Raw genomic sequence first — 14,650 nt, 5'->3', positions numbered from 1 at the left:
CAATCTTTACGGCTTTTTTATTGATATTGTGTTTGCTCATAAATACAAAAAATATGCTATCTATTTTTTACACACAGATTCCTAACCCTGAGAATGACCCTGCAAAAACTCGTATCTTTGCGACTTATGTTTGGGTTGGGTGCAAAACACAAGAAGATACCATTCAGGTACATTCCACGCTTCTACGATGAAAATAGAGAAGAGTTGCGCAATAGAGTCAATGCAATTAAAGCAGCTATGGGAGAGGGTGGGGGTGATGGACCTAAACCGGGTTCCACCATTCGAGGTGCATTTACATCACATAAACCACGTAAAAGTGTGAAACAAATTAAACTTCGAAATCAGAACCTCAGACTCATTGTTATTCTACTTGTTCTTGCTTATCTCGCATGGCAACTGATGACCTCTGACTTTATTCAACATCTTTTTGACAAGTTTGATACACAGCCCTATGAATGACATCATTAACCTGCTACCGGAAACTATTGCTAATCAAATTGCTGCCGGTGAGGTTGTACAAAGACCTTCTTCCGTTGTTAAGGAGTTGCTTGAAAATGCGGTGGATGCAGGGGCAACTATGATTACGCTTTTGGTCAAAGAAGGTGGCTCGCTATTGATACAAGTAGTGGACAATGGCTCCGGTATGAGTCATACTGATGCCAGAATGTGCTGGGAAAGACACGCAACATCCAAAATAAGAAAAGCGGATGATTTGTATTGTATCAAAACATTTGGCTTTAGAGGAGAGGCATTAGCCTCTATCGCCTCTGTTGCCAGAGTGGAGATGGATACAAAAATTAAAGAAAATGATACCGGCACAAGGATTGTGATTGAAGGCGGGCATATCAAGAAACATGAGTTTACTGCAGCCCCCAATGGAACTAATATTTCTGTCAAAAACCTTTTTTTTAATATCCCTGCAAGACGAAATTTTCTCAAATCACAAACCGTAGAAACACGCCATATCATAGAGGAATTTACACGTCAAGTAGTCGCCCATCCTGATATTGCTTTCAAATTATTTAATAATGATAAGGAAGTTTTTGATTTACCCTCAGCTGACAACAAAAGTAGAATAGTGAGTGTTTTGGGCAAGATGAAGCACGCGGATTTGCTTAGTTTGAATGAAGACACTGATTTGCTCAAAGTATCCGGTTTCGTTGGCAAGCCTGAATTAGCTAAGAAAATCAGAGGGGAGCAGTACTTGTATGTAAACCATCGCTATATCAAGAGCGCTTATTTGCATCATGCCATTCGCTCGGCTTATGACAATTTGATTCCTTCGGATAGTCAACCTACTTATGTTATCTTTTTGCAAATTGACCCATCCAGAATTGATATTAACGTATCACCTTCTAAGACTGAGATTAAGTTTGAGGATGAAAGGGTGTTATATTCCATTGTTCACGCGGCAGTCAAAAAAGCTTTAGGTTCTTTTATGTTGGTTCCTACTCTTGAGTTACCAATTTCTCAAAGCCCGATTAACAATACATCGTTCACGAGTTATAACCCCGATCCGAAGATTAATCCTCGATACAATCCGTTTCAGGGCGAACAAGCTCCACCCAAGAAACAACCTTATGGCTGGGAAAAAATCTATCAGCCTTTGCAAAACGAGTTTGAAACACAAGTGAAACCGCTGCCTACACATGATTTGTTTAGGACTATCTCAACTGCATCTCTTATTGATTCGGTTTTTCAGTTTGAAGATACTTTGGTTGTAAAAGCGCATGGAGAACTATATATCATTAATATTTTGCTTGCCAGAGAAAGAATCTGGTATGAACGCTATTTAACCAGCATCAATCAGCATCAATCAACAACCCAGCAACTGCTTTTCCCAAAAACCCTTGAGTTCAGCACTGCGGATGCGGAACTACTGCTTAGCGTAATAGATGAAGTAAAGTTTATAGGTTTTGATATAGGAGAGTTTGGTAAGAATACATTTATTATCAATGGACTCCCTGCCGATTTACCTAAAGGAAATGAACAACAAATGATTGAAGGGTTGTTAGAAAATTTGAAAGAGAACAGAACAAAATACAAACTCACAGAAAAAGAGAATGTGGCGCGAAGTATGGCAAAAAATGCTGTTATGTTTGCAAACAAAATTCTCAACCCAAATGAACAAAGCCTACTTGCCTCCGAACTGTTTGCCTGTGAATTTCCCCGCTACTGCCCTTTTGGAAGGCAAGTGTATGTTAACCTGCCAAGAGAAGAACTAAACAAACTTTTTAAAATATAAATTACAAACATGGGACTGCTTTATCTGTTTCGCAATATGCCGCCAGCTGTTAAGAATATTTTCTTCATTAACTTGTTGTTCTTTCTCGGTGCCTGGGTTTCTATGGATGTGTTTCAATATAATCTGACCTATACAACTGGGATGAAATACTTTGGTTCTATACTATTCAAACCCTATCAGATTTTTACTCACATGTTTATGCATGGCTCCTTCTCGCATATCCTGTTCAATATGTTTGGATTACTCATGTTTGGGTCGATGATTGAAAGATATATAGGTACAAAACGGTTTTTAATTCTTTATTTGTTGTCAGGCTTAGGTGCTGCGTTCTTAGAGCAATCTTATTGGGCATATAGGGTTTATGAGTGCGTAGGAGAGGTTATTCCGGAGAAAGCATTGCAAAACATGGCACTAAGCGGACTTCAACTCAATAACGTTTGTCAATCATTTGTGAACTGGATTGCAACCCCGATGGTGGGCGCAAGCGGTGCTATTTATGGTTTGTTGGTGGCATACGGAATGTTTTTCCCCAATTCAGAATTAATGTTTATTTTTATTCCTTACCCTATCAAAGCGAAATACATGATTCCGGGTATTATTCTTTTAGATTTGTTTCTCGGATTGAGCAGTTTCAATTGGGATAACGTGGCTCACTTTGCACATTTGGGTGGAGCGTTGACCGGTTTTGTTTTGATTAAGATTTGGAATAGAAATAGGACAAGGTTGTATTGAGTTTTGACTATATTTGGAACAATGCAAATCACGCTTAAACATATATTACTCGTTTTGGGTTTGATGCCAATCATAGTTTCGGCACAAAACACAGGAATAGGAATGGGCGAGTGGCGTGTTCACCTGCCATACAACCGTTGTCATTATATAACAGAAAATAAAGACAAAATCTTTGCTGCTGCAGACAATGGTTTTTTTGCTTATGCTAAATCTGATGGAAGTTTGGAAAAACTCTCTACCATTAATGGCTTTTCCGATGGCGAGGTTAATGTACTGGATTATGACCCGGCAACAGACAAACTATGGATTTGCTATGCAAATTCCAAAATTGATGTGTTGAAGAATAACAAAATTACTGCCTTAGATGATATTTTCAGAAGCACTCTGGTGGGAGATAAGCGTATTCATAACATTATGTTCTTTAATCGCAAGGCTTATGTTTCAACCGGTTTAGGCATTGTGGTGTATAGTGAAGACCGGATGGAAGTAAGCGAAAACTATCTGAATTTGGGCAAAGATTTAAACAACACAACTTTGCCTATATATGGAACCGCAGTACTGGGAGATACTCTATTTGCAGTTACGGGAAACAGCATAATTTTCGGATTGATTAAACCCAATATTAATTTAGCCGACAATAACAACTGGACTGTGATGGATACCTCAATCGGCAGCCGGCATATAAATGCTTTCAACGGAAAATTATATGCTGAGAAGGATAGCGTTTTGCAGGTATGGGATGGAAGTTCATGGACAGTGCGATATGATCAAAGCTTTGGAACTGTGAACTCGCTCAAAGTGCACAATGGCAATCTGGTAATCACTATGGGAAAATTGATTGAGGTTATTCGCCCGGACGGAAATTCAAACAAAATGTCTAAGAATGCTACTGTGATGGGGCTGGTGGATAAGAATGATTTTTATTGGTATGTTACAATGGGATACGGACTTATTCGAGTGAATAAAGACAGCTCAGAAACCTTCTTTACCCCCAATGGACCCAATTCGCTGACATCTTTTCGTATGTTGAACTACAACAATGCATTTTGGGTTACTGCCGGCTCTTATTCGCTTGAATACACTCATACATACAATATGAATGGGTACAATATTATTAAAGATAATCAATGGACGCGCAACCCATACGCTAACAGCGATATTTTTAAAGGCTTGCACGACTTTACTTGTATGACCAAACACCCTTCTGAAAATCGAATGTTTATGGGCACCCAAGGGAAAGGAGTGATAGAGTTTGAAGGGAACACTCCGGTTAGGGTTTATAATGCCAAGAATAGCACTTTAAAGTATTTTACATGGACATCTGGAGGTATGGACAAGGTGGACAGTTTCTACTATACATCCGGAGTGTGTTATGACAAAAACGGAAATCTGTGGGTGAGTAACTATGATGTGGACAGTGCGCTGAGTGTTTATACCGCAGACAAAACATGGAAAGCATTTAAACTGCCGACTCGTTATTTAGGTGAAATGATTCTTGACAACAACGGATACAAATGGTTGATGACTCCGCGACCAAATTTGTCCGGCAATGGTATTTGTGTGTTTGATGACAATGGTACACCCTTGGATGAAAACGATGACCGCAGTGTGTTGCTTAACACCCAGAATGCAGAGTTGCCAACTAACCTGGTTCGCTGCCTTGCCATTATGCCTAACGGTGAAATTTGGGCGGGAACAGATGCCGGATTGGTTGTGTTTAGAAACGCGCAAAATGCTTTTTCAGAGGGGTTCAAAACCGATAGGGTTATTATAGAACAAGGTGGTGTGGGTGGTTATTTATTAGGCTCAGAGGTGGTATATTTTATTGCGGTAGATGGCTCCGGTCGTAGATGGGTTGGCACAAACAAAGGTGCATGGCTGATTGATCGAAACGGAATGGATATTCTCAAGCACTACAATACTGAAAATAGCCCGCTCCCGTCCGATAATGTGTTGAGTGTGGGCATTGACGAAATCACAGGAGAGGTGTTTTTTAATACCGACAAGGGGCTTTTTTCTGTCAAAGAGAATGCAACCAAACCTCAAGAGGAGATGAGCAAGTTGAAAATTTATCCAAACCCTGTCAGAAGTGATTTTGATGGAGAGGTTGCTATCGAAGGACTGGCTTTGGATGCAAGGGTTAAAATCACAGATATTAATGGTAATATTATTTTCGAAACCGTGAGCAACGGAGGTCGTGCCGTTTGGAATTGCCGAACTTTTTCGGGCGAAAGACCTGCAACAGGCGTATATCTTGTTTTTGCCATTGATAGTAAAGGAGAACAAAAAGCGATGGGGAAAGTATTGTTTGTGCGATAATTCAAAACCATGTTAGTCAAGACAGAAGGTGTTATTTTGCATAGATTCAAATACGGAGATTCATCTGTCATTTGCAAAATATTTACCCGTGACTATGGCTTGCAGAGTTTTCTGTTTCAGGGCATATCATCCAATCGCGGCAAAGTTAAAAGTGCACACCTAACCCCACTCAATCTGTTGCAGCTTGACTTCTATCACCACCCGGTAAAAAATCTCAAAAGAGCCAAAGAATTAGTGTGTAGTCCTATTCTGCACAGCTTGCATACAAATCCTGCCAAGCGTGCTTTAGGTGGATTTATTCAAGAAATACTGAGTCGCTGCATCTCTGAAGAAGAAATTAATGCTCCACTTTATGACCTTGTGAATGAAACTATTCTGAAGATTGAAAACAGTGATAATACTCAAGATTGGTTGCCGCATTTATTTATGATTCGCCTATGTCGCTTGCTGGGTCACGGAATTTATGCAGATGATTACAGTGTAGGTAAAGTCTTTAATATTGCTGAAGGCGATTTTAGCTCAGTTTATGATGTAACATACTGCATGTCACCCGATTCGTCCGAACAGTTTGCCTTACTTCTGAGTAACAAACAAGCCAATTTTGATTATAGAAAAGAACTGTTGCACAACCTTGTCCGATTTATGCAATACCATGTCATTGGTGCAAAACCCATACAGTCATTGGATATTTTTGGGGTTGTGATGCGATAAACCCAATAAATGTTGGGGTGCAAGCCTAACAGTGTCAAGTTTTGTTTTGCCAAATAGACTATCTGCGTTTTTCGCGAATGAGCGTGATGACTCCGCTTGTAAATTCAGTCTCTTTGTCTTTTTCAAAACGGTATCGAAACTGATAAATATACGTGCCGTCAGGACATTCGGTATTGCCGTTCTCAACATTCCCATTCCATTGATAATCCTTGTTTTCTGATTGGAAAACAATGTCTCCCCAGCGATTATATATTCTCAATTCGTAGTAATCCTGACCTTCTATGTCAATATAATAAAAATCGTTGTAGGAGTCGCTTCCGGGTGTGAACACGTTAGGGATGAATAACTTTTTCTTTGAATAGTAGCGTATGCGTTTGCAGATGGTGTCTAAGCAACCTACCGGACTTTCTGCCACCAAGCACGCCCAATAATATCCCACAGAGTCTGGATAGTCTAAACAAAATTCAGCCTCATTGATTTCTTTGTTCAAGCGGAAAGCATTGCCGCTTTGGGTAATATCAGATTGATGATAAAATCCCCAATAATTTTTAGCAGAGTTGACAGATGTATTCTTAAAGCAAACACTGGGGATATTGGTGCTATCTACTTCAAAATCAGCTAAAATAGAATCAACATAAACCACCGTTGCAAAGTTGTAACTGCATTGAACCCCCAACAAAGCCGAATCCAACACAGGGTACACAGAAATCGAAAATTGCCCACTTTTCAGGAATGTATAGGTGAACACCGAGTCAAGTGTTATCATTTCAAACGAATCCTCCGCTACTTGCCATCTGTAACCTAATGCAGATTGGAGGTTGCGAGCAGTAAAGGTAACTGAGTCGCCTATGCAAATGGAGTGTTTGTCTTGTGTTAATTCTGCATTGTAAAAGTCTAAGACCAACACCTTGATTTCTTGTTGCATCGGGGTGTCGGGATAGGTGTGGGAACAATAGTGAATAGTACCGCTCAACGAGTCTGACTCTAACAGAAAAACAGAATAGACTCCTGATTTTTTGTATGTATGTGTAACGGTGTCGCTTCCACTGCTGGTAATAAAAGTGCTGTCGCCCATGTTCCAGATAAATTGGGCATATTTTGTTGGGTTGTAACTCTTGTTAACAAAACGAACAGAATCGCCTAAACAGATTACCAGTGTGTCCAAAGGTTCGAAATAAGGTTGAGGTCCCGGAATGTTTAGGTTTAATTCAAAACTATCGGTACACATTGGCTTTCTCCCATTGAGTTCTCCTTTGGTGGCAGCAATCATGGTTACTAAATAATTGCCAAATCCCTTGTATTGATGCCCGATTTGGGGCGGCAGAGTGGGCGAAAACCAGTTTTCGCTTCCATCTCCCCATTGAATAGTCCAACTGTATTTTGAATGACTTGGAGAACCTAATAGCGAATCATATACATCTGTCAAACTACTGGAATCAAAGAGTTCAATAATAGTACGGCAGTTCAGGTCTTGTATGTTGAGTGAAAATTTAGCAGTATTGTCTATTACGTAAACGTTTTGAGTGAGCGTATCTGCACATCCGCTGTTGTCTGTGGTGGTAATACGCATGGTGTATTTGCCGGGTGTCCGGTAATATATTTTTCCTCCATCCTCGCCTCCCATCACATAAGCTGTGTCATAACCTGTGTGACCATAAGGGCCTGTCCCGAAAATAGTGGTAGGATTGGAAATGTCATCATCTTCCAAACTCCAATCAATTTTAGTTTCGCCTTCAAAACCGGGTTTGCCTGCGTTATTCTTGTGTAGCTCCCAATAATCCGTACTGTCTAATGCACCTGCGCTTCCGCCTGATTTGTAGTACCTGAACTGCGGCTTCAAGTAGATGGTTTCGTCCGCACAATTGATAGAATCGGTAGATGAAATCTTGCTCGAAAATCCTACCACAAAAGATTGTAGTGAAGTTGCCGAACAATTCTTGGAATTGCTCACAGTGAGCGCAATGTCATAAGTGCCATTGCGTTTGGGTACAAAGGAGTATGTGTTATTGTAGGTTTTGTTGTTCAGTTGATGATTGAGTAAGGGCAGTATTGAGGTATCGCGGAAATTCAGCGTGCGTTTCCCATTGGGTTTGGGAATTATCTTTATGTCAATGAATTGTGATAAACCTGTGGTATCAATACAACCGATTGCCCCTGTCATTGCATTTCCCATAACTCCAACTCCGTTCCAAAACATTCTGACCACTCGTTCTTTGCTGTATTCTATGGATGGAAGTCCTAAATCAGTCCATTGTTGAAACAACATTCCGTTGGCTGCATCGGTGATTTCCATGCTCAAATCATAATCAAATATTTCGTTCAACATGATGGTGTCGTAAGGTTTGGATGCCATGCTGTTGTATATGTAAAGCATGTCCACAAAAAGATGCGAACTGTCGGGATTGGGATGTTTGAGCCCGTTTTTACGCTGTTCAGAAATAAATCCGAGATTTCCCCTGACGTTCGGGTCGCTTGGCAATGGACCTGAAATACTCCATTCGATGGATTGAGAAGATTCAGCAAAAAGCCGATGGACATTGTTTTCTCCAAATAGAATGGTGTCGCCAACACACACTTTGGTAGGTTTTGTTTGGGGAGCAATAATATTGAAGAAGCTTTGAACACGTTCAACCTTAAAAGGATTTTTGATGTACAGAGTGTCCAAACATACATTGTTACCAATGCCGTTTGCTACAATAAAACCCACAGTCAGTGTGTCGTCTTTTATGTTGTAAACACTGGAGTCGTAAGTGTAAAAAACATTGGGTGTAAAAAATCCGGTGTATTCATAGCCGTTGTTGGGTGGTTCGCTTATAAAAGGTTTCCAATTGGAGGAGTCGCGCGTTACATTCGGATTAAATAAAATCATGTTAAAAGAACATCCGGGTTTGGTTTTGCCAAAAAATGCCCTCAAATTTATGCTTGTGTTTTCCGGAGTAACACATCCCGACCCTTGAACCTCCAAATTAGATATATCGGTGCGTTGAATGGCTAATCGAACCTTGTCTGTGCCCGGACAGACGTAGTCTTGTGAAGTATCTGTCTCGGTGAGTTTGGCTTCATAACATTCGGGAATACGTCTAAAAAATAATTTTCGATGAAGTTCGAGTTCGTTGGTGTCCACTTGCCTGATGTTGCAATCCCCATTTGGCAAAAAGTCTAAATAGGTAAAGGAAACATTGGGGTTGTAATAAAACTGTTTATAGACGCTGTCCCAAGGGGTGTAGAAGTGCGTGGGATAACGGTCTTTGGAATAATTACAATTTTTGTTGACGTTAATATTCAGTGCCGTGATAGTGGTACACTGAGGAGCAAATGCATCGCCAAAATTCCATAAACGGTCTATGTTGTCGTCTTTGCGTTCTTGTTTTTTAGAAATAAGAGGGTTGAGATTGTTGTCAAAAACCCAATGTTTTACACCGGAAGGGAGTAAGACAGTGCTGTCGTCATTGCCGGGATTCTTGTCGTTCAGGTAATAGCGGGTGCGATTTGGGAAATGAACAGTGTCACTACTTACACACTGATAACGTTCATTTTGCGCTATGAGATATCCGCTGTCAATCTCTTCTATTTTAACCTTTGGACCTACTACAAAGAATGTATCCGAAAACTCTTTTTTGGGACAAGTAGGGTGGTTTGTTTCCAATACCAAACGGTAAGCCCCGAGATTGGAGAGAACAATCACCGGACTTTCTTCATTTGGATAAATCCAAGGTGTATTTCCTGTCCCGGTAAGTTTCCATGTGAAAGTCATGCCGGGCGGTTTATTTCCCTTGGGACTCGGTTCGAGCAAATCATTGGGACAGTAGTATTTTATCACATTGTCAATACCAGTGGGCGACAATGTGTTGATAGCCGCATTGTTCATTACAAATTCTTCCACACAACCGCCTTTCTGCCATACTTTCAGCTTCACAGTAAAGGCATCGTTTGCAGGTCCTCGTTTATTGTATAAATGAGACAGACCTCCATCGCCCCAATGCGTTGAGTCATAACTGCCATCACCAAAATCCCAAAGAAATTTCTGAACATCGGATAGATTTATTTGCGATGTGTTCACAAAATAGGCAGTAACCGTGTCGCACCCGTTGGGCATGCTGGATGTAAATGAAATGGTTCGCGGTTTGCGTATGGTGAGTGCCTTTGACGGACGAAACGTTTTTACACAGTTGTTACAGTTAACTACTTCAATTGTATAGTTCATGCTCATATCGTTTGCCCCATTAAAAACTTTGCAAAATCTAACTTCTCCGCTTGGGTTAGTGCGGGTTATTAATTCTCCGTCATCGAATAAATATCGGATACTTTTGATACAGCCGCCAAAAGCGGTGCTATCCACAAAGCAAAATTCATTATTGGTCAGGCATTGCGAATCTGCTGAAATTAAAAAACTCTTGATTTCAGGAAGGTCAAAAACTTCTATTTCTAATGTGTCATAACAGTTTGTGCTGTTGGGCAAAGTAACTTTGAGGTATATTTTCTTTATGCCGGGAGTGTTAAATACATAAGCGGCAGTTGCTTGTATCGAAGTTCCTTGATGGTCGAAATCCCATTGGGTGTTGGTGGCATTGGTGGCACTATGGTCAAAGGTCAAGGAATTGCCAACGCAGGGAATTCCGGTCAGCGAAATGCTACATTGCGCGTGTACTTTTTGTGTTACAAAGAGCAATAGGCAGAATATAAATGCTGTAAACCTGAGTAACATTTTAGTGCGAAGATAAGTTATATTGGCTAAAAAGAGTTTCGCATGAAATAGGGCGTCTATTTTTTTGGGTTTAATTAAATTGCAGATGAAAGTCCATTGCCCAATGAACTCTCTAACGCAACCTTTCACCCTCTCAATCTATGATTATGTAGTGAGCCGATTAAATCCGAAAACCTAAGCCAATACTCATATTCACAGTACTAAACTTTTGTTTGAAGTTATATTGGTCTATTTCAGTAGTCTTTGTGATATGTCCAATGCTAATTATTCGTACATCGTCCCATTCAGCATTGGCGGAATAAAAATCCAAATTAAATAATAAATATGTTTTCTTTGATATATCAAGAGTTGCTCCGGCTCCAATGATATAAGAAAAAGTTGTTGTTTCGGCTCTGTCTTGGAACCATGTTACAAGCTTTGTTTTTGAATCATCGTATGCAATAGTTGTCATAGCGGGTAGGACAGCGACAGAAAAACCGGCTAAGGTTCGAGCTTGAATACTCAGTTTATTTGTAATAGGGTGCGATCCATAAATCCCTGCCATTACTCCACCAAGAGTAAAAGCACTTGATTCTACACTAACAGATCCGGAGCCAAAAAAATTGGCTAAGCTTTGTGCATAGGTGCCAAGATTTTTTCCATTTGCTTGTCCACGGTAAACTACAGTAACACCAAAATCAGGTGCGATTTCATAGCCGTATGCTATGTCAAATACTGCTCCATTAGTTGCAAAACCGGCCTCGTTATTATTAAAGTTATCACTTTTAAAGTTGCCGGTTGGTATGCTAACGCCCATGTTAATTGACGTAAACCCTTTGCGCACACAATCTTTTGAATTTTTCTCATTACCCTGAGAAAAGCAGTTTGTTGTAATTGCTAAAGGAAGTAAAAAAAGTAAAATTTTCTGTTTCATAATATGTATCAAACAGTTTCTCTATTTCTCACCTGCCAACAGATATAGCACCGCCATTCTGATTGCTACACCGTTCTCAACTTGGTTGAGGATAATTGCGTTTTTGCTGTCTGCTACCTCGGATGTGATTTCTACTCCTCGGTTGATGGGTCCCGGGTGCATAATCACAAGTTCTTTCCCACTTTTTTCTATCCTTTCTGCCGTCAGTCCGTATTGAATGGAATATTCTCTCAAACTTGGGAAATAGGCAATGTCTTGTCGTTCCATTTGGATGCGCAGCATATTGACAACGTCAGCCCATTTGATTACGTTGTCTAAATTGTAATCCACTTCAACACCAAGGCTTTCAATGTGTTTTGGAATCAGGGTGGGAGGACCGCATAGCTTGACCTTTGCACCTAATTTTTTCAAACAATAAATATTGGATATAGCAACCCTTGAGTGGGTGATATCTCCTACAATCGCTACTTTTTTGCCTTTTACATCTCCAAATTTTTCCTTGATAGAAAATGCATCCAACAAAGCTTGAGTAGGGTGTTCGTGGGTTCCGTCTCCGGCATTGACAATGCTTGCATCAATGTGTTTTGACAAAAAGACACATGCGCCCGGGCTTGGGTGTCGCATCACAACCATATCTACTTTCATGGAAAGTATGTTTTTTACTGTATCAACCAATGTTTCACCTTTGGAAACTGAGGAGGAGGAGGAGGAAAAATTAACTACATCGGCACTCAATCTTTTTTCGGCAAGTTCAAATGAAATTCTTGTGCGGGTTGAGTTTTCAAAGAAAATATTGGCTATCGTTGTGTCTCTGAGTGAGGGTACCTTTTTGATAGGACGGTTAATGACTTCTTTGAAGTTGTCGGCAGTTTCAAATACAAGCCGAATGTCATCCGCAGTCAAATCTTTGATACCAATCAGGTGTTTATGGTTGAATGTTTTCATTCTTCTTCAGTTGTATTTAAAAGCCACACATTTATTTTTTTCGAGTTCCAGTCCACAAGTACTTTCTGACTGTTGCCTCGGGTGTCTATCACTTTGCCGCAATAGTCTGACATAATCGGAGTTTCTCGGTTAAATCTGCGGTCGAGCAATGCCAGCAATTCAATTTTAGAAGGTCTTCCATAAGAGCTTAATGCATCCATGGCTGAACGAACGGAACGACCGGTATAAACCACATCGTCCACTAAGATGATGTTTTTTCCTTCAATATCAAAATCAATCTTGATGGGATGAGGTGTTAAGATTTCTTGTCCTCTGCGAAAATCATCGCGAAAGAATGTGTGGTCTAATTCTCCGTATAACACATTTGGGTTGTTAGTGAATTCCTTTACGTACTCTACCAACGATCTTGCAGGAAATACACCGCGAGGTTGCAGTCCTATTATGGCAGACTTGGAAAAGTCATTGTGATTTTCTATCAGCTCCATGGCAAGGCGCTTGAGGATGATTTCAATTTCCTTATGATTAAGAATGAGCTTTTTTTTCATTTTCAGATAGTTCTAAAATAGTGTCAAACTCCTCTCTGGTCAATGCAACTACACTTAATCGTTGCTGTTTAACCAATCCGATTCTTTCCAATCTTGGTTCGTTTTTAATCTGCTCTAAAGTAACCGTATTTTTAAGTTTTTCGTGAGGTGCCACGTCCACACAAACCCAATTTGTGTCTTTGGTGCTGGGGTCTTGATATGCGGTTTTGATCACTTTTGCCACACCCACTACTTCTTTCCCCTCATTGCTGTGATAGAAAAGACATAAGTCACCGACAGCCATATTGCGCATATTATTGCGTGCCTGATAGTTGCGAACACCGTCCCAAAAAGTGCGACCGTCTTTCTCAAATTGATGCCATGAATATTTAAATGGTTCAGATTTGATTAGCCAAAACTTCATGTGGCAAATTTTGATTTTTTTTGGGAGTATGCCAAAAATATTTATTGGTGTAAGAATCAGCATTTGGAGAAGGAATTATATTAACAAAAAAGGCGACAGAAATGTCGCCTTTTATTAATAAATAGTAGCTTAGTTCAGGAACGAGCCTCAGAACGGCAATACATCCTCTTGTGCAGCAGATGAATCTGATTGCGCAGGCATATTCTCTGCAGCCGGATTCTTTTTGTCCAATAATAAGAAGTTGCTGGCTTGCACTTCATAGACATACCTTTTCTCACCTTTGCTGTCCACATAATTACGACTTGTTAACTTGCCTTCGAGCAAGATGTAGGAGCCTTTGGACAGGTGCTTTTCTGCACGTTCTGCCAAGGGTCCCCATGCTGTAATAGAGTGCCAAGTAGTTTCTTCTTGCCATTCACCGTTTTTGTTTTTGAAAGATTCGGAGGTTGCCACTCTGAGACGCGCTACTTTGCTGCCGCCTTCAAGGGTTTTAATTTCAGGATTTGCGCCTAAATGTCCGATTAGCTGTACGTTGTTTTTTAAATTACTCATGATGTTAAATTTTAAATTGGTTAATAATTTTGTTTAGTTTCTTTTGATTTCGTTATTTCGTTTCGATTTCGACTGCAAAGGTGTGATGGCTCAAAATACTGATTCGGTTTTTAGTCGTTTAACTCCCGAACTAATTGTTTGTAAGCGTTTGTTGTCGGATAATTTTGTAAAAAAATCACGCTATGGAAAAAACTTGTTTGCATTGTCACAAGCCACTTAAGGGCAGAATAGATAAAAAATTCTGTGATGATTATTGCAGAAATAATTACAATAACCGTTTGCATAGTGGAAAGAGTGTTTTTGTTAAAAAAATCAACAACTACTTATTTAAAAATCGGAATATTTTGGCTGAATTACTTCCGGAAAATGAGGATTTTGTCAAAGCAAAAAAGGAAAAACTCTTGGACAAAGGATTCAAATTTGATTATCATACACATACTTATTTAACCCAAAAACAACAAACCTATATATTTTGCTATGAATACGGCTATCTCCCCCTCGAACAGGATATGTTTCTGATTGTGAAACGAAAAGAGGAATAAAATTTTGGATTTGTTATAACGAAAAAAGGCTGTTCGCA

The 14,650-nt window shown here is 39.9% G+C and carries 12 protein-coding genes; 6 read left to right on the top strand and 6 right to left on the bottom strand.

The features are described from left to right. Nucleotides 1-93: 93 nt before the first annotated feature. Genes M9892_06700 through recO form a run of 5 tightly spaced genes read left to right on the top strand, consistent with a single transcriptional unit; the run spans nucleotide 94 to nucleotide 6,007 of the window. Nucleotides 94-459: a hypothetical protein gene (locus M9892_06700; GenBank protein ID MCO5254031.1), complete on the top strand. Its 366-nt coding sequence runs from the start codon at nucleotides 94-96 to the stop codon at nucleotides 457-459. Then, nucleotides 452-2,245, top strand: coding sequence for a DNA mismatch repair endonuclease MutL (gene mutL / locus M9892_06695; protein ID MCO5254030.1), 1,794 nt, complete (start codon nucleotides 452-454; stop codon nucleotides 2,243-2,245). Before M9892_06700 ends, mutL begins: the two co-directional genes overlap by 8 nt. Nucleotides 2,246-2,254: 9 nt before the next feature. After that, the gene (locus M9892_06690) at nucleotides 2,255-2,977 is read left to right on the top strand and encodes a rhomboid family intramembrane serine protease (GenBank protein ID MCO5254029.1); all 723 of its coding nucleotides are present in this window, start codon (nucleotides 2,255-2,257) and stop codon (nucleotides 2,975-2,977) included. A 21-nt stretch (nucleotides 2,978-2,998) separates the two neighbouring features. Then, complete coding sequence (locus M9892_06685; protein ID MCO5254028.1) at nucleotides 2,999-5,296, top strand: hypothetical protein; 2,298 nt, start codon at nucleotides 2,999-3,001, stop codon at nucleotides 5,294-5,296. Between the two features lie 9 nt (nucleotides 5,297-5,305). Next, on the top strand, nucleotides 5,306-6,007 hold the full coding sequence (recO, locus tag M9892_06680) for a DNA repair protein RecO (GenBank protein ID MCO5254027.1): 702 nt from the start codon (nucleotides 5,306-5,308) through the stop codon (nucleotides 6,005-6,007). 58 nt (nucleotides 6,008-6,065) lie between these two features. On the opposite strand, the gene M9892_06675 is transcribed toward recO, so the two are convergent. The 6 genes from M9892_06675 to ssb all read right to left on the bottom strand — a co-directional run bounded on the left by M9892_06675 (nucleotide 6,066) and on the right by ssb (nucleotide 14,070). After that, nucleotides 6,066-10,712: a PKD domain-containing protein gene (locus M9892_06675; GenBank protein ID MCO5254026.1), complete on the bottom strand. Its 4,647-nt coding sequence runs from the start codon at nucleotides 10,710-10,712 to the stop codon at nucleotides 6,066-6,068. Between the two features lie 160 nt (nucleotides 10,713-10,872). Further along, nucleotides 10,873-11,625 (bottom strand): hypothetical protein, encoded by a 753-nt coding sequence (locus tag M9892_06670; protein MCO5254025.1) that lies wholly within the window; start codon nucleotides 11,623-11,625, stop codon nucleotides 10,873-10,875. A gap of 21 nt (nucleotides 11,626-11,646) precedes the next feature. Beyond that, complete coding sequence (locus tag M9892_06665; GenBank protein ID MCO5254024.1) at nucleotides 11,647-12,570, bottom strand: aspartate carbamoyltransferase catalytic subunit; 924 nt, start codon at nucleotides 12,568-12,570, stop codon at nucleotides 11,647-11,649. Then, a complete protein-coding gene (pyrR, locus tag M9892_06660) occupies nucleotides 12,567-13,115 on the bottom strand; it encodes a bifunctional pyr operon transcriptional regulator/uracil phosphoribosyltransferase PyrR (protein ID MCO5254023.1) in 549 nt (182 codons plus the stop codon). The genes M9892_06665 and pyrR overlap by 4 nt, the downstream gene beginning before the upstream one ends. Next, complete coding sequence (locus M9892_06655; GenBank protein MCO5254022.1) at nucleotides 13,093-13,518, bottom strand: EVE domain-containing protein; 426 nt, start codon at nucleotides 13,516-13,518, stop codon at nucleotides 13,093-13,095. Before M9892_06655 ends, pyrR begins: the two co-directional genes overlap by 23 nt. 147 nt (nucleotides 13,519-13,665) lie before the next feature. After that, nucleotides 13,666-14,070, bottom strand: coding sequence for a single-stranded DNA-binding protein (gene ssb / locus M9892_06650; GenBank protein MCO5254021.1), 405 nt, complete (start codon nucleotides 14,068-14,070; stop codon nucleotides 13,666-13,668). A gap of 182 nt (nucleotides 14,071-14,252) precedes the next feature. On the opposite strand from ssb, the gene M9892_06645 reads away from it, so the two are divergent. After that, on the top strand, nucleotides 14,253-14,612 hold the full coding sequence (locus M9892_06645) for a hypothetical protein (GenBank protein ID MCO5254020.1): 360 nt from the start codon (nucleotides 14,253-14,255) through the stop codon (nucleotides 14,610-14,612). Nucleotides 14,613-14,650: the final 38 nt, after the last annotated feature.

The organism is Bacteroidota bacterium (genome assembly GCA_023957335.1).
GTDB lineage: Bacteria > Bacteroidota > Bacteroidia > NS11-12g > UBA955 > JALOAG01.
Note: the sequence above shows the minus strand (reverse complement) of the source record. Positions and strands in the feature narration are given on the sequence as shown.